Below are 16,140 nucleotides of genomic sequence, written 5' to 3' on the forward strand. Positions count from 1 at the left end.
TAAAGTGACGGACGCCACTTTCCGGTTCGGTAAGTTAGCCAGCTGTGCGGCTACTCCAGCAGCTGCTCACCTATCGTTTCCGGTCGTTTGTTCTCGCGCTTGCCGCGACTTCGGGAGGTTCCCTTTGCGCATCGATGAGTACTACCGGATCCTGCGCCGACACTGGAAGATCATCGTCGCGGCCACCTTGGCCGCGATCGCGGTGATGTTTGTCTGGGACCTGTTCCAGCCCAAGGTGTATCAGGCGTCATCGTCCGGTTTCGTGACCGCTGGCCAGCCTCAGAACCTGTCCGAAGCAGCCTTCGGTGACCAACTCGCCAAGTCGCGCGCCACGTCGTACGTCGATGTCGCCCAGAGCCGCGCCGTCGCCCAGCAGGTCATCGATGACCTGAACTTGCAGACCACGCCGGCAGCCCTGATCAACCAGATCAGCGTGGATCAGCCGACCAATACCGTGCTACTACGGATCTCGGCGAACGCCAGCAGCCCGGAACAGGCCCAGGCGATCGCCAACGCCTGGGTGAAGGCGCTGGCGGCCCAGGTGGCGAAGATCGAGGGATCCGGCGCCAATTCGCTGCGCATCAACGTCCAGGACCCGGCCCAGTTGCCGTCCTCGCCGATTTCGCCCAACACCAAGCTCGACCTGATCATCGCCGGCATCGTTGGTCTGCTCGGGGGTATCGGCCTGGCGATGTTGCGCAGTCAGATGGATGGCCGGTTGCGCGATCCGAACAAGGTCCGCGAGCAGTTCGGGGTGCCGGTCCTGGGTTCTGTGCCGCAGAACGCGCAGTTGAGCAAATCCGAACGGACGATCCCGATCGTCGTCGGCGAGGGGGTTCGCACCGACACCGAGGGTCTGGTGACCGCCGAGGCCTTCTTGAAGATGCGGACCAGCCTGCAGTACATGAACGTCGACCGCACGCTGCGGGTGATCGTGGTGTCCAGCCCCAACCCGGATGACGGCAAGTCCACGGTGGCGGCCAACATCGCCGCGTCGGTCGCCCTCTCCGGGGAGAAGACGCTCCTGGTGGATGCCGACTTGCGTCGGCCCTCGATCGCCACTGGTTTCGGTCTGCTGGACGGTGCGGGCCTGGCGGAGGTGCTGGCCCACCGGGTCGACCTGGCCGACGTTCTCCAGGACGCTCCGGAGACACCGAACCTGTCGGTGTTGGCCGCGGGCCTCACCCCGCCCAACCCCAGCGAGATGCTCGGATCCAAGGCGATGAAGACGCTGCTGGACGACTTGGCCAAGGAGTACTTCGTCGTCATCGACGCTCCCCCGCTGCTGCCGGTCACCGACGCGGCAATCCTGGGCACGCAGGTCGACGGCGTCGTGGTCGTGATCTGCGCGGGCAAGACCCTGGACCACCAGTTGGAGACCTCGCTGCGCAGCCTGCACGAGGTGCACGCGGACGTCCTGGGTGTCGTGATGAACAAGCTCAGCCAGCGCGACATGCAGTCGTACTACGGCAGCGGGTATGGCACCTACTACGGCCGTGACCTGGACCCACCGGCGCGCTCCGCGCGTGAGCGTTCCGTGCGGCGGCAACGCAGCAAGAACTGACGGGCGCGCGTCAGAAGGCCCCCGGTCGAATCGACCGGGGGCCTTCTGGTGTGTCGGGGTGGTTTCCCTCAGCTACGAGCGACGATCCGCACGAACTGGGCGTTGCCGACCAGGTAGCGATGCGCGAGGCGGCGCGGCTCGCTGGCCAGACGGAACAGCCATTCGACACCGGCGCGTTGCATCCATTCCGGCGCCTCGGCCTTGGTCTGGGCGACGAAGTCGAAGGCCGCCCCCACGCCGACGCACAGCGCGCCGGTCGCGGCCGCCAACTGCGCAGCGGCGAAATCCTGTTTCGGAGTGCCCAGGGCAACCCAGATGATGTGCGGGTCCGTGTCGCCGATCCGTTCCTGGGCCGCGCTGACGAACGCTGCGTCGACGGGGCCGAACGGCGGCGCCCACTGACCAGCGATCTTCGCCGCCGGGAATTCGTGGGACACCTGTGCCACCAGGGCCGCCAGGGTCTCTTCGGTCGTGCCGAGGAAGAAGTGGCGAACGCCCTGGGTCTGACCGCGGCGCAAGCACTCTTTGAACAACGACGGGCCACGCACCCGGCCGGCGCCAGTGACGTTGCGGCGCTTCATGATCCACTCGATCGGTGCTCCGTCGGCGTAGGTGGAACCGACACCGTTGAGCACCTGGGCGTAACTGCTGTCCTCGTCGGCGACGACGACCGAATACGCATTCGCGAGTCGGACCGACCATCCGCGGGTCCGGTGCTCATCCACAGCGTCGCGTAGCAACTGATCCACCGCAGTGTCGAGGGTGGCGACCGTGAAGTCGACTCCTCCGACGCGGTGCTGGTCTTCGCGCGGGGCGTACCCCCGGGCAAAGACTCTCTCCGTTGGCGGGGACGGGAGGCTCACAAGGCCAGGGCTAGGGTGTAACACGCGTCACATTCCAGCACTTACGGAAGCGTAGGTCAATGGTTTCCTACCTTCCGGTAGCCACAAACTTTTTCTCGGTCTTGTCCAGTCAGATGTGACTTGGTTCATAGAATGTGGCGCATTACGCTTGCGTAGCTTTACCGGCTCGACATCCGCGCCGGTTCCGACCGGGAGGTGTGTGTGGACTTCGGTCTGGTGACGATCCACTTCCGCCGGCCGGAGGCGATCCAGGAACTCCTCGCGCAGTCGGCCCACTGGGACTGTCCCCCCGCGCACACGATCGTGGTCGACAACAGCGCCGGATCGGTCGGGTTGGACGGCCGCGGGCTGGCGGGCTGCGAGATCGTTCCGGCGCCGGACAACCCGGGCTATGCCGCTGCCGCGAACATCGGGATCGCCCGGTTGCGAGAGCTGGGCGTTCGGTACGCCCTGGTCATGACCCAGGAAGCACGCCTGTCAGCAGAGGGATCCCGGTTGCTCGGCGCCGCATTGGCCAACGACCCGCAAGCGGCGGTGGCTGCGCCGATCCTGGAATACGTGTCGGCCCCGGGGGTTGTCTTCTCCGCCGGCGGAGACCTACTGGCCGATGCCCAGACCCGTCATCGGGCCCAGGGCGAACCTCGCGCGACGCTCGCCGACCCGGGTGCGCCCTACGGCGTGGACTGGGCGGACGGTGCGGTGCTGCTGCTGGATCTGGACGCCACCGCGCGGGTAGGCGACTTCGATACCGCCTATTTCCTGTACGTCGAGGAGATCGACCTGCAGCTTGCGCTGCGCACCCTCGGCTACCGCGTCCTGCTGGTGCCGCAGGCGATCGGCTGGCAGGAGCCGGGACGCTATCCGACCTACCTACGCTTCCGTAACAGCCGGTATCTCACCGACAAGTTCACCGGCGTCCTTCGTCCGTACCCGTGGCGCCGCGTGATCCTTCGCGATGCAGCGAAGCGGGTCATCGGACGCGGCGCGCGATGGGATCTCGCGGCGGCGCTGCAAGGGGTTGATGCGGCTCGGTGCGGCCGCATGGGCAACCCGGACGCGCCACCAGAACGGGTCACCATTTTGTGCGAGTTCACTCCCGAAGAGCTGCATACCGGTGTGGCCGGACGGCTTCGGCACGCCCAGGCGATGTACCCGGACGCGCAGGTCCGGTGGGTGCACGACGGCCCCCGATCCGAAGTCTCGCTGCGGAATCGCTTGCGTGCGGCGCGGACCTTCGAGGCACCTGACGACGCCGGCGAGTTGATCGTGCTCGCCCTGGGGTCGCCGCCGATGATGCAGTTGGCGCGGCGGCTGCACCGCCAAGGACGCACCGTGCGCCTCGACCTGTCCGACAGTGTGCTGTTGCAGTGGCGCGCCCGGCTCGCCGCGGCGGATCCCAAACTGCTGGCGGTCGGAGCCTGGATGATCGCGCTGCACGCCACGTCGCCGATGCTTCCCGCGGCCTACATCAGCCAGCGCGACAACCGGGCTGATGGTGTCCTGAACCGGCTGCGTCCGGTCGAGATCATCCCGGCCAGTGCCCCTGCGACAGTGGCCAATCTGCCCGCGTTCCGGTGGCCGGCGCAGCGGGTCGTGTGCGGTGGTGATTTCGCGTCGTTCCACAATGCGGCCGGTCTCGACCTGTTGTGCGCGGCGGTGCGCACCGCGCCGGTCGGCATACCCGTGGAACTCTTCGGCCCGTCGGCTCCGGCCCGCCCGTTGCCCGACCAGGTCGTGTATCGCGGCTGGGCGGCCAGCACCGACCAGTTGCTGGCCGGCAACTCGGTGGCCTTCATCTCCAACCGGGGCGGCAGCGGTGTGCCGAACAAACTGTGCGAAGCGATCGCCGCCGGCCGACCCGTGATCGTCCACGAAGAGTTGCGCGATGTGGTCAGCCAGTTGGCTCCGGCCGGTGCCGCGGACGTGTACTGGTACGACGATCTGGAGTCCCTGCGCACTGCCCTGGTGGCGGTCACCGAACGGACGGCGGTGGCGGCATGAGCAGTTCCGCGCTGGCGCTCACCCGGGGCAGCACCGGGCGGCACCTGCCGCCGCCGACCCAGGAGCGGCTGACCTGGACCCTACGCATCGTGGTTCCGGCGTTCGTGCTGTGCGTCTACTACCTGGATGTTCTGCGGATCGTGGGCGTGCCGCCGCGGCTGGTCATCACAGCGCTACTTCTTGCCGTCTTACTCACCGGTATCGGCCCGCACGGCCCGCTGACGAGCATCCCCGGCGCGGGCTATCTCACCGCCTTGTTCCTGGTGGGCGCTGGGTTTGCGCTCAGTTCGCTGATCTCCGGCAGTGTGGTCGCCTCCTCCAACGGGCAACGCTTCCTGATGACCTTTCCGATCGCCGTTGCGGCCGGCTGGGTGCTGGCGTGTTCCCGGGCCGGGCTGGACTATCTGGCGCGCACGATCGCGACGGTCGGAACGCTCACTGCCGTTCTCGCGATCATCGAGTTTGCGACGGGCCATTCGTTGTTCCGCCGGGACGCCGAGTTCGAGACGTACGTGCGCGGCGACTCCGCGCGTGCGGTCGTCGGCGCCGAGCACCCGCTGATCCTTGGTGTGTTGTTGTGCGTCGCCGTGCCCTTCACCTACCGGGCGGTGCGACGCTGGTGGCTGCGGTGGAGTTGCCTGGCAGTGCTGTTGGCCGGGGTGTACGTCACCGGCAGCCGTGGTCCATGGGGGGTGAGCATCGGTGTGGTGGTGCTGCTCGCCGTACCCGGTCTTGCGCGGTTCATCGGTCGGCATTTCGGGACGCTGCTCTTCGCGGTGATGGTGGGTCTCGGCGTGCTGTGGTACTTCGCGAGTCGGGTCTGGCAGCCGGTCACCACCAGCACCGACACCCTCGCCAACAGCATGGAGTACCGGGCGGCCATCTACTCCCTGCTCCCGCGCATCCTGCTCGCCCAGCCGTTCGGCTACGGGTTGGGTGACCTCCCGACGGGCGTCTGGTTGATCCGGGGCCCCAGCGAAATGACGGACATCACCGCGACCGTCGACTCGCAGTGGGTGCTGTCCGCGATGCGGCTGGGTTGGCTGGGAGTCGCCCTCGTTTTCCTGCTCGTCGCCATCGCGATCGTGGCGTTGCGTCGCCGGCTCGACTTCGGTCTGGGCCTGTTCGTCTTCACCGGCTGTGGGACCTTCGTGGCGTTGGATGCCTGGGACGGCGCCGGCAGTTTGTGGATGGTCCTGGTGGGCGTCTGTGTGCGGCTGATGTCCTACGCGCCGCACAGCATCGAGGCGGGCATCACCGACAATTCCGCGGAATCTGCCGCGCTGCCCCATCCGCCGGGGACCGTCGCCATAGGATCGGGCGGACCCGATCGACCACCCCACCGACGACTCCGTAACCAAGAGAAGTGAGACGACCACTCCGATGGCTCGCAAACGTGCCCTGATCACCGGAATCACCGGACAGGACGGTTCCTATCTGGCGGAACTGCTGTTGGCGAAGGGGTACGAGGTGCACGGGCTGATCCGTCGCGCCTCCACCTTCAACACCCAACGCATCGACCACCTGTACCAGGACCCGCACGACCCCGAGGCCCGGTTGTTCCTGCACTACGCCGATCTGGGCGACGGGGCGCGACTGGTCACGTTGCTCAGCGAGATCCGCCCGGCCGAGGTCTACAACCTCGCGGCTCAATCGCACGTGCGCGTCTCGTTCGACGAACCGGAGCACACGGCTGACGTCACCGGGACCGGCGCGGTCCGGCTGTTGGAAGCGGTGCGGTTGGCGGGCATCGAGACCCGCTTCTACCAGGCGTCGTCGTCGGAGTTGTACGGCGCGACTCCCCCACCGCAGGACGAGAACTCCCCGTTCTACCCGCGCTCGCCGTACGCCGCCGCCAAGCTCTACAGCTACTGGATCACCAAGAACTATCGCGAGGCGTACGACCTGTTCGCGGTCAACGGGATCCTGTTCAACCATGAGTCGCCGCGGCGCGGCGAGACCTTCGTCACGCGCAAGATCACCCGTGCGGTCGCCGCCATCAAAGCCGGCCAGCAACGGGAACTGTTCATGGGCAACCTGGATTCGGTGCGCGACTGGGGCTACGCCCCGGAGTACGTCGAAGGTATGTGGCGGATGCTGCAGACCGACACTCCCGATGATTATGTGCTGGCGACCGGTGTCGGCATCACGGTGCGTGATTTCCTGCAGACCGCGTTCGAACACGCCGGGCTCGACTGGCAGGATCACGTGCGTTTCGACGAGCGGTACCTGCGCCCGACCGAGGTGGATGCGTTGGTCGGCAACCCGAAACATGCCGAAGCGGATCTGGGTTGGAAGGCGTCCGTTGACGGACACGCCCTGGCCCGGCTCATGGTGGATGCCGACATTGCCGCACTGAAGTGCGCCGGCACGCCCTGGGTGGATCGGGTCGACCTGCCAAGCTGGGTCGCGTGACTAGCTTCATCCCGGGTCCGTTGGACCGCTCCCGCCGGTTCTATGTTGCCGGGCACCGGGGTTTGGTGGGGTCGGCGATCGTGCGCCGTCTCGAGCAGGCCGGGTTCACCGACGTCGTCGGCGCCTCTTCCAGCGAACTGGACCTTCGGGACCGGGACGCAGTGTTCCGGTACGTCGAGGCCAACCGCCCGACGTACCTCGCCCTGGCCGCCGCCAAGGTCGGCGGAATCATGGCGAACAACACCTACCCGGTCGACTTCCTGTCGGAGAACCTGCAGATCCAGGTCAACGTCCTGGACGCTGCTCGTCACTACGGCGTCGAACGGCTGATCTTCTTGGGTTCGTCGTGCATCTACCCGAAACTGGCGCCGCAGCCGATCCGGGAGGAGGCGCTGCTGACCGGTCACCTCGAACCGACCAACGACGCGTACGCGATCGCCAAGATCGCCGGCATCCTGCAGGTGCAGGCGGTACGCCGACAGGACGGTCTCGCCTGGATCAGCGCCATGCCGACCAACCTCTACGGTCCCGCAGACAACTTCTCCCCCACGGGATCGCACGTGCTGCCGGCGTTGATCCGCCGCTACCACGAGGCGGTGAGGGACGGCGCCGGGTCGGTCACGAACTGGGGCACCGGCACACCGCGGCGTGAGTTCCTGCACGTCGATGATCTCGCCGACGCAGTGTTGTTCCTCCTGGAGAACTACGACGGACCAACACAGGTCAACGTCGGTGTCGGCCGCGACGAGTCGATCTCACAGATCGCCGAGCGGGTTGCGCAGGTCACCGGATTCACCGGTGAAACCCATTGGGACACCAGCAAACCCGACGGCACGCCGCAAAAACTACTGGACGTCAGCTTCTTGGAGTCGCTGGGTTGGAAATCCCGGATCGACCTGACCAGCGGACTGGCGTCGACCTACGAGTGGTTCCTGGAACACCAGAGCGCACTGCGGCGGTGAGCGTGTCCACCCCGCAGCAGCGGCAACTGCAGCGACGTTGGTACTGGAACGATCTGGGGGTCACCGGCTACCTGACGGTCACGATCACGGTGCTGCTGGGCCCCTACCTGACCACCGTTGCGAACGCGGCTGCGTGCCCTGGTCAACCCACGGACCAGACGTGCCGCACCAACTTGCACGTCCTGGGTGTCCCGATCGCCCCCGGCTCGGTCGTGCCCTACACCCTGACCGCGGGCACGATCGTGGCGGCCGTGCTGCTGATCCTGGGTGGTGCGATCGCCGACCGGGCGCGGCGACCCGCCCGCCTGCTGGCGTTCTTTGCCAGCGTCGGCTCGCTGGCAGCGATGGGGTTGTCGCTGGTGACGGGTACCCGGTGGGGATTGGGCGTCGTACTGGCGATGATCTCCACCGTCTGCATCGCGTTGAGCACCAGTGTCTACAACGCCATCATGGTGCGCATCACGCCGGCCGAAGACCGCGACCGGGTGTCCAGCATCGGGTGGTCCTTCGGGTACATCGGCGGCGCGCTCCTGCTGATCGTCGCGCTGGTCCTGCTCGGCGTGCACGACGCAGTGGGACTGAGCACCACGGGAGCGGTGCGGGTCATCTTCCTGCTCTCCGGTCTGTGGTGGGCGGCCTTTGCGTGGTACTCCGCGACCGGACTCGGCAGTGTGCGCAACCAGAGTCCGACCGACTCGCTCGCCGCTGCTCTACGGGCTGGGCTCAGCCAGCTGCGGGCGACCTTCGGGGAGATCCGCCGCTACCCGCAGACCTTCCGCTTCCTGGTGGCCTTCCTGCTCTACAACGACGGCATCCAGACGGTGATCAGCTCGGCGAGTCTTTATGGCAACCGACAACTCGGATTCAGCGACAACCAGTTGGTGCTCACGATCCTCTGGGTGCAGATCGTCGCGTTCGCCGGAGCGCTGGGCTTCGCCCGGTTGGCAGCCCGGTTCGGCTCCCAACGCAGCATCCTGTACAGCCTGGCGGCCTGGACCGTGGTGGTGACGGTCGCCTTCTTCCTCCCCCGCGGCGCGTTCCTGCTCTGGCTCCTGCTGGCAACCGGCATCGGGATGGTCCTGGGAGGCAGTCAGTCGTTGAGCCGCTCGTTGTTCAGTCACCTGATCCCCAGCGGCGAGGAGACGAAGTACTTCAGCTTCTACCAGGCGATGGAACGCGGCACGAGTTGGTTCGGGACGCTGCTGTTCGGGCTGATCTTCCAGTGGGTGCACGATTACCGCTGGTCGATCTTGACCCTGGTGGTCTTCTTCGCCGCAGGGGCCGCGATCCTCCGCACGGTCGATATCCGTGCTGGCATCGCCGCGGTCGGAAACCAGGTCCCGGCCACCCTGAGGTGAGGACCGTCCTCACTCCTTGACGATTTCGCCCTCGATGATCGGCAAGCCGTTGCGTGAATCCTCCGTGGCCGGGGCGCCCGCACGATGGGTCTGACCGGGGACGGTTGGCTGCTGCGCTGCGGCGACCACGGACACCGCCCGCGCTGAGACCACACCGGCCAGCAGTCGCCCGGCGGGCCGACGCACCCAGGGGATCAGCAACAGCGCGCCGATCACGGCACTGACGAAGCCCGGGACGACCATGAGCATGCTCGCGGCGATACCGACCGCGGAACCGCCGACCGTGGCGGGGTTGACCGGCGTGACCACGGTCTCCGCGCCGTACCGCGATCGGGTGCCGCCCTCGCGCCAGGTCCGCATGGCCGCGGCCAGTTGGTGGCGGGTCACGCTGATACCGGCGAAGCTGACCGCGAGCAGCACGAGAAGCGCTGGTCCCCAGCCGATGAACTGGGCCACGGCGTACAGCACGGCGATCTCGATCACCAGCCACAGCACGGCCCCGACCGCGAACCAGCGGGGACGGCGGCGACTGGAGCCGGCAGCCAAGGGGGCGTTCATACCAAGCAGAACGTGTGACAGCGGCGATGGATTCCGCGAGCAGGACTCAACACAGGAAAATCACAGGATCCGGATGGAACACCAGGGGCCGGTGGGGCGTTACACCCATTGACAGTACGGAGCGCCGGACCGGCCTCCCGCCTGGCTGCCGGATCCGCCATCGTGGTGAGCAGCCTTGTAATCAGAACGAGTCGGAAGGAACCGACATGGCAGAGCGTTCCCTGCGCGGTACCAACTTGAGCACCTTGTCCTTCGAGACCGAGGACGGCATCACGTTCAGTGAGCGTCAGATGGTGAGTTACGTGTGCCCCGAGGGCCACGTCAGCGAGTTGCCGTTCTCCGTCGAGGCTGACGTCCCGGCCATCTGGGAGTGCCGTTGCGGTGCGGAAGCCAAGCTGGTTGACGGCCCGGAGCCGGACCGCAAGCCCACCAAGGCACCCCGTACCCACTGGGACATGCTGCTCGAGCGTCGCACCATTCCCGAGTTGGAGGAACTCCTGCAGGAGCGCCTGACGCTGCTGCGTGCCTCCCGCGGCGAGAAGTCGGCTCAGCGCACCGCCTGAGCTATCTGAACGGGGGAATCCCCGATGTGCCCCTCGGCACATCGGGGCATTTCTTTGTGCCCGGACCCGTTCGTGGCGTGGTCAGCGACGGACCAGGGAGCGCACCTGATCGGCTCGGTGCTTCAGGCCCCACCCCGTGATCGAGCGCATCGACTCGCGCACGACGTCGCCGCTCATCTTGGAGTCGCCGTACTCCCGCTCGGTGAAGGTGATCGGCAACTCGCGGATCTGCAGGCCGGCCCGGGCCGCACGCCAGGTCAGATCCGTCTGGAAGCAGTAGCCCTGCGACTCGACCGTGTCCAGGGCCAGCGTCCGCAGCGCGTCCGCACGGTAGACCCGGAATCCGGCCGTGGCGTCACGCACCGACATCCCCAACAACACCCGGACGTACTGATTGCCCACCCTGCTGAGCAACTGACGGTGCACCGGCCAGTTGACCACCGCTCCCCCGGGCACGTAGCGGGAACCGATCACCAGATCGGCTCCGTCGGCGGCGGCGGCCAGCATCGCGGGCAGCACCTCCGGGGGGTGGGAGCCATCGGCGTCGATCTCCACCAGGAAGTCGTAGCCGTGCTCGAGACCCCATTCGAAGCCAGCGAGGTACGCAGCGCCCAGACCGTCCTTCGCGGTTCGGTGCAGCACCTTGATCGCGGGATCCTCAGCGGCCAGTTCGTCGGCGAGCTTGCCGGTGCCGTCCGGCGAGTCGTCGTCGAGGACCAGCACGTCGGCCTCCGGCACCGCCGAGCGGATGCGATGCATGACCCGGGCCAGGTTGTCGATCTCGTTGTAGGTCGGCAGGAGAACGAGAGTGGCGGACGGGGAATGCGCGGTCATGTCTTCCGATCAAGCTCATCGATGGCCGACTGCGTGTCGGCCGTCTCGGGTCGGTCGTCCACGATACCGGGCTCAGCTGGGCGTGCGATGACCGCGCGCCGACGCCACCGCAGGACGCCTGCAGCGACCGTGCCGGCCACAGCCAGCCAGACCGGCGCAGCCCCGATGCGATCGGCCGGCGTCGTCTCGGTGCGCAGCGGCAACGTGCCGTCCAGGATGGCTGGGGTGAACAACTGGGTGCGCTGGTGCGTGCGCCCGTCGGGCGTGATCAGCGCACTGATGCCGACCGTGGACACATGGATCACGGAGCGCCCGAACTCCACCGCCCGGACCCGGGAGATCGCCAGTTGCTGGGCTGACTCGGCGCTGTACCCGAACGTGGCGTTGTTGGTCTGGACGGCGATCAACTGTGCACCGGCATCAACCCCGGAACGCACCAACCCGTCGTACGCCACTTCGAAACAGATGATCGGGGTCACGGGAACCACGCCGCTCGTGGTGGGCACCTGGAACAGGCCGACCTGATCGCCGGCGACGAAGTCGGCCCGGACCAGGTCAACCTGCTTGCTGAAGAAGCGGAAGAACGACCGGTAGGGGACGTACTCGGCGAACGGCACCGGATGACGCTTGATGTAGGTCTGGGTCAGTCCCTTGTCCGGCAGGTACAGCAGCGAGGCGTTCGACACCTTGGGCGAGGGCTGTTGCAGGACAGCGCCGACGATGAGCGGCGCCTTGATCGCGGCCACCGTCTGCAGGATCTCGGTGGCGGCATCGGCGTTGCGCAACGGATCGATGTCCGAGGAGTTTTCCGGCCACACCACCAACTGCGGCTGCGGTAGCTGCCCGCTGGCGACCTGCTCGGCCGCGGTCTGGGTGAGCCGCACGTGATTGTCCAGCACGGCGCGACGTTGGGCGTTGAAGTCCAGCCCCGCAGTCGGGACGTTGCCTTGGATCCCCATCACCTGCAACGGCTGCCCGGCCACGGGCACGGTCACCGCGAGGGGCGCGAGAGCCAGAGCCAGCGCACCTGCCGCGGCGGCAACCGCCAGGCGGGGTGTACGTCGGTCGCGGACGACCGCTGCCAGCAGACCACCGATCAGAGCAACCGCGAACGTCAGTCCGGTCGAACCGGCGAACCGGGCGATCGGCAGTAGCGGGCTGTCCGCCTGTGACCACGCCAGTTGCAGCCACGGAAACCCACCGAACGGCACGGTGCCGCGGACCCACTCCTGCACGACCCAGAGCAACGCGACCACCACCGGCCGCACCCGTGCCGACCCCGGCGGCCCCTGCAACCAGGCCAGCAGCCCACCCATCGCCGCGAGATAGACAGATTCGGTGATGGCAAGAGCGAACCAGGGCAACTGCCCGACGTAGGTGCCAGACCAGGCGAGCCCCGGGACGAACATCGTCAGGCCGGAGCTGAAACCGAGCAGCAGGCCGACGCGGGCCCGGACGCCGCAGGTGGCCAGGGCGAGCCCGGCGACGGCGATGGGCGCCAGCCACCACCAGTTGATCGTGGGAAACGCGGCCCAGAGCGCGACACCGGAAGCGGCGGCAAGAAGGAGGCGGCGCAGCACTGCCTCAGCGTAGTCGGCGGGTGGGTCTCGGCCACGTCGTTGGGGCCGCCGCACGTAAATGCGTGCGCGCGTTTTCTACTAGAACTGCGACCGAGACCCACCGCGATGGGCCGTCGGACCAACTACCGACGCAGGCAAGAAAACTCCGTCGCCCACGGTCCTGTCAACCGGCCTGTGGCCTGCGCAAACGCGCGTTATCGCTGGTCAGAAGGGTGAACATCAGCCAACGAGAAACTGGATTTCTTTCGTCCTACCGGCGTGTCGCGCTCGACACGCCGGGTGACGGCGGGTTGGCAGCCGCAGCCAGCAGAATGAGGACATGCCCGCGACTCCCGCTACCCGTGCGCTGCGCGCCGCCAAGATCACCTACACCGAGCACGTGTATGACCATGACCCGGCGGTCACCGATTATGGCCAGGAGGCTGCGACTGCGCTCGGTGTGTCGCCGGACCGGGTGTTCAAGACCCTGATCGTGGAGTCTGAGAGCGGCCTGGCGGTCGTGATCGTGCCGGTCGCCGCGATGATGGACCTGAAATCCGTCGCGGCAACGCTCGAGGTCAAAAAGGTGAGCCTCGCGGCAGCCACGGACGCGCAACGCAGCAGCGGATATGTCGTCGGTGGTATCAGCCCCTTCGGCCAGCGCCGCCAGTTGCCGACGGTGCTGGATCAGTCCGCGACCGGGCACGCGAGCATTCTGGTCAGCGGTGGTCGCCGTGGCTTCGACATCGAGGTGGATCCGCAGGATCTGGTGGGACTGCTGGACGCCGTGGTGGCACCCGTCGCGCGCTGAGCGCCCCTTCGACGTCGTGGCCTCAGGAGTCGTTGCCGAACAGGTCGCGGGTGTAGACCTTCTCACGCACCGGCTCCAACTCCTCGACGAGCCGGTTGGCCACGATGACATCGGAGCGTCCGCAGAACTCGTCGAAATCCCGCAGCACCGGTGCGCCGAAGTACTCGTCGGCTTCGAGTTCGGGTTCGAACAGCACGATCGGGACGCCCTTGGCGTTGATCCGCTTCATCACACCTTGCACACTGCTGGCCCGGAAGTTGTCCGAGCCGGCTTTCATGATCAGCCGGTGGATCCCGACAGTCTTGGGTGCTCGCGCCAGGATCTCGGTGGCGATGAAGTCCTTGCGAGTGGTGTTCGCCGAGACGATCGCCTCGATGAGGTTCTGCGGCACGTCGTTGTAGTTGGCCAGCAATTGCTTGGTGTCCTTGGGTAGGCAGTACCCGCCGTACCCGAACGAGGGGTTGTTGTAGTGCCCACCGACGCGGGGATCAAGGCTGACGCCGTTGATGATCTGGCGACTGGAGAGCCCGTGGCGTACCGCGAAGGTGTCCAACTCGTTGAAGAAGGCGACCCGCATTGCCAGATAGGTGTTGGCGAACAGCTTGACCGCCTCGGCCTCGGTGCTGTCGGTCAACAGCACCGGCGCGTCGTCCATCGCCCCCTCGAGCAGCAGATCGGCGAACTCCTTGCCTCGCGGGCTGTCCTCGCCCACCACGATGCGCGAGGGGTGCAGGTTGTCGTAGAGCGCTTTGCCTTCGCGCAGGAATTCCGGGGAGAAGATGACGTTGGGGTTGCCCGTGCTCTCGCGTAGTGCTGCGGTGAAGCCGACGGGGATGGTGGACTTGATCACGACCACCGCGTCGGGGTTGATCCGGGCCACCTCGGCGACGACCGATTCGACACTGCCGGTGTTGAAGTAGTTGGTCTGCGGGTCGTAGTCGGTCGGGGTTGCCACGATCACGAACTGCGCCTCGGCGTACGCCTGGTGCGGATCGGTCGTGAAGGTCAGGCGCAGCGGCTCATCGCGCAGGAACTGCTCGATCTCCGGGTCGGCGATCGGGCTGGAACCCGCCTGCAACAGCGCGATCTTCGCCGCATCCAGGTCCAACGCGATGACATCGTTGTGCTGCGCCAGCAACACGGCGTTCGACAGGCCGACGTACCCCACACCGGCGACCGCGATCTTGGCATCCATGCCTGAAAGGTTAGTTGTCGCCGACCGGTGGTTGGTCCAGTTCCGGCCGCATGACGCAGCGATCCTCCCAGGGTGTGCTCAAGACCACTGTCGTATGGGTCGTCACCGCGGCGGCCGCACGGATCCGGGCGAGCAGTTCCTCCAGGCGGCCGGGGCTGGCGACCCGCACCTTCAGGACGTAGCTCTCCTCCCCCGCGACCGAGAAGCACGAATCGATCTCCTCCAGGTGCCGCAGCCGGTCCGGCACATCGTCCGGTGCGGCGGGGTCCACAGGGGTCACGGACACCATCGCGGTCAACGGGATGTCGGCCGCTTCGTAATCGAGCACGGCCCGATAGCCCTTGATCACCCCGCGCTCCTCGAGCCGACGGACCCGCTGGTGCACCGCTGAGGTAGACATCCCGGTCAATCGTCCGAGGTCGGTGAAGCTCAACCGCCCGTCGTTGCCCAGGAGTTGCACGATCTGCCGGTCGAACGCTTCCACGTGATGAAAGATAGCGCCTCGCGACGTCGCGGCCGGCTTCTGACACAGTGGGCTCGTGACATCGCGGTTGATGCTGCTCGACTCGGCCAGTTTGTACTTCCGGGCGTTCTTCGGGGTGCCCGCCCGTAGCGACGGTGCGCCCATCCCCACGAACGCGATCCGTGGCTTCACCGACATGATCGCCACCTTGATCAACGACCATCAACCGAGCGACCTGGTTGCCTGCTGGGACAACGATTGGCGACCCGCTTTCCGGGTGGCCGCCATTCCGTCGTACAAGGCGCACCGCCTGACTCCCGGCAGTGCCGTGCAGGAAGAGTCGCCGGAGGACCTCACCCCGCAGGTGCCGGTCATCGTCGACCTGCTCGCCGCGGTCGGCCTGTGCCGCGTCGGCAGCGACGGGTACGAAGCCGATGACGTGATCGGGACGCTGGCCGTCGGCGCGACCGGGCCCGTCGACATCGTCACCGGCGACCGCGACTTGTTCCAACTCGTCGACGACGCGGCGGGTGTCCGGGTGCTCTACACCGCCAAGGGCGGCGTGCGGGCCCCCGACGTCATCGATCAAGCCGCCTTGTTCGAGCGGTACGGCGTGCGCACCGGGGCGCAGTACGCCGATCTGGCGACCCTGCGCGGCGACACCAGTGACGGACTTCCGGGAGTGGCGGGCGTCGGCGAGAAAACGGCCGCCACCCTTATCGGCCGGTACGGCGATCTGGCCACCTTGCGGGCGGCGCTGGCAGAGGGGGATGCGGGCTTCACACCCTCCCAACGCAGCAAGTTGGCGGCGGCCAGTGACTACCTGGACGCGGCCCCGGCAGTGGTGCAGGTGGCACGCGATGCCCCGCTGCCGGCCGACTTCGACCCGTCATTGCCGACAGCGGTCGCGGATCCGGTGGCCCTGACTGCCCTCATCGACACCTACCGCGTGGGCAACCCGGTCAGCCGGTTGCGCACGGCACTGGGTATCTGA

The 16,140-nt window shown here is 67.0% G+C and carries 15 protein-coding genes; 9 read left to right on the plus strand and 6 right to left on the minus strand.

Annotated elements, in window-relative coordinates:
* Positions 1-124: 124 nt before the first annotated feature.
* On the plus strand, positions 125-1,564 hold the full coding sequence (locus tag DR843_RS06080) for a tyrosine-protein kinase domain-containing protein (protein WP_170119763.1): 1,440 nt from the start codon (positions 125-127) through the stop codon (positions 1,562-1,564).
* Positions 1,565-1,632: 68 nt separating this feature from the next.
* Here DR843_RS06080 and DR843_RS06085 read toward each other — a convergent pair whose 3' ends face one another.
* Entirely contained in the window at positions 1,633-2,427 is a 795-nt protein-coding gene (locus tag DR843_RS06085; RefSeq protein WP_109684562.1) for a WecB/TagA/CpsF family glycosyltransferase, read from the minus strand.
* Between the two features lie 201 nt (positions 2,428-2,628).
* On the opposite strand from DR843_RS06085, the gene DR843_RS06090 reads away from it, so the two are divergent.
* Genes DR843_RS06090 through DR843_RS06110 form a run of 5 tightly spaced genes read left to right on the plus strand, consistent with a single transcriptional unit; the run spans position 2,629 to position 9,163 of the window.
* Positions 2,629-4,428, plus strand: a complete 1,800-nt coding sequence (locus DR843_RS06090; RefSeq protein ID WP_109684563.1) for a glycosyltransferase family 2 protein — start codon at positions 2,629-2,631, stop codon at positions 4,426-4,428.
* Positions 4,425-5,798: an O-antigen ligase family protein gene (locus DR843_RS06095; RefSeq protein WP_109684564.1), complete on the plus strand. Its 1,374-nt coding sequence runs from the start codon at positions 4,425-4,427 to the stop codon at positions 5,796-5,798. Before DR843_RS06090 ends, DR843_RS06095 begins: the two co-directional genes overlap by 4 nt.
* A 13-nt stretch (positions 5,799-5,811) precedes the next feature.
* Positions 5,812-6,843: a GDP-mannose 4,6-dehydratase gene (gene gmd / locus DR843_RS06100; RefSeq protein ID WP_109684565.1), complete on the plus strand. Its 1,032-nt coding sequence runs from the start codon at positions 5,812-5,814 to the stop codon at positions 6,841-6,843.
* Entirely contained in the window at positions 6,840-7,805 is a 966-nt protein-coding gene (locus DR843_RS06105) for a GDP-L-fucose synthase family protein (RefSeq protein ID WP_172461483.1), read from the plus strand. The genes gmd and DR843_RS06105 overlap by 4 nt, the downstream gene beginning before the upstream one ends.
* Positions 7,802-9,163 carry an MFS transporter gene (locus tag DR843_RS06110; RefSeq protein ID WP_109684566.1) on the plus strand — a complete coding sequence of 454 codons (1,362 nt, stop codon included), beginning with the start codon at positions 7,802-7,804 and terminating at the stop codon, positions 9,161-9,163. Before DR843_RS06105 ends, DR843_RS06110 begins: the two co-directional genes overlap by 4 nt.
* A gap of 9 nt (positions 9,164-9,172) precedes the next feature.
* Here DR843_RS06110 and DR843_RS06115 read toward each other — a convergent pair whose 3' ends face one another.
* Entirely contained in the window at positions 9,173-9,721 is a 549-nt protein-coding gene (locus tag DR843_RS06115) for an FxsA family protein (protein WP_109684567.1), read from the minus strand.
* Positions 9,722-9,927: 206 nt separating this feature from the next.
* Here DR843_RS06115 and DR843_RS06120 point away from each other — a divergent pair, with 206 nt between their 5' ends.
* Positions 9,928-10,284 carry an RNA polymerase-binding protein RbpA gene (locus DR843_RS06120; protein ID WP_109684568.1) on the plus strand — a complete coding sequence of 119 codons (357 nt, stop codon included), beginning with the start codon at positions 9,928-9,930 and terminating at the stop codon, positions 10,282-10,284.
* Between the two features lie 81 nt (positions 10,285-10,365).
* On the opposite strand, the gene DR843_RS06125 is transcribed toward DR843_RS06120, so the two are convergent.
* A complete protein-coding gene (locus DR843_RS06125; protein ID WP_109684569.1) occupies positions 10,366-11,118 on the minus strand; it encodes a polyprenol monophosphomannose synthase in 753 nt (250 codons plus the stop codon).
* Complete coding sequence (lnt, locus tag DR843_RS06130) at positions 11,115-12,698, minus strand: apolipoprotein N-acyltransferase (RefSeq protein ID WP_245934020.1); 1,584 nt, start codon at positions 12,696-12,698, stop codon at positions 11,115-11,117. Before lnt ends, DR843_RS06125 begins: the two co-directional genes overlap by 4 nt.
* 319 nt (positions 12,699-13,017) lie before the next feature.
* On the opposite strand from lnt, the gene ybaK reads away from it, so the two are divergent.
* A complete protein-coding gene (ybaK, locus tag DR843_RS06135; RefSeq protein WP_109684571.1) occupies positions 13,018-13,488 on the plus strand; it encodes a Cys-tRNA(Pro) deacylase in 471 nt (156 codons plus the stop codon).
* 22 nt (positions 13,489-13,510) lie between these two features.
* On the opposite strand, the gene DR843_RS06140 is transcribed toward ybaK, so the two are convergent.
* Both DR843_RS06140 and DR843_RS06145 read right to left on the minus strand, forming a co-directional pair.
* Entirely contained in the window at positions 13,511-14,683 is a 1,173-nt protein-coding gene (locus DR843_RS06140) for a nucleotide sugar dehydrogenase (protein ID WP_109684572.1), read from the minus strand.
* 10 nt (positions 14,684-14,693) lie between these two features.
* Entirely contained in the window at positions 14,694-15,167 is a 474-nt protein-coding gene (locus DR843_RS06145; protein ID WP_109684573.1) for an Lrp/AsnC family transcriptional regulator, read from the minus strand.
* 70 nt (positions 15,168-15,237) lie between these two features.
* Here DR843_RS06145 and DR843_RS06150 point away from each other — a divergent pair, with 70 nt between their 5' ends.
* On the plus strand, positions 15,238-16,140 hold the full coding sequence (locus tag DR843_RS06150; RefSeq protein ID WP_109684574.1) for a 5'-3' exonuclease: 903 nt from the start codon (positions 15,238-15,240) through the stop codon (positions 16,138-16,140).

The organism is Branchiibius hedensis, assembly GCF_900108585.1.
Taxonomy (GTDB): Bacteria; Actinomycetota; Actinomycetes; order Actinomycetales; family Dermatophilaceae; genus Branchiibius; species Branchiibius hedensis.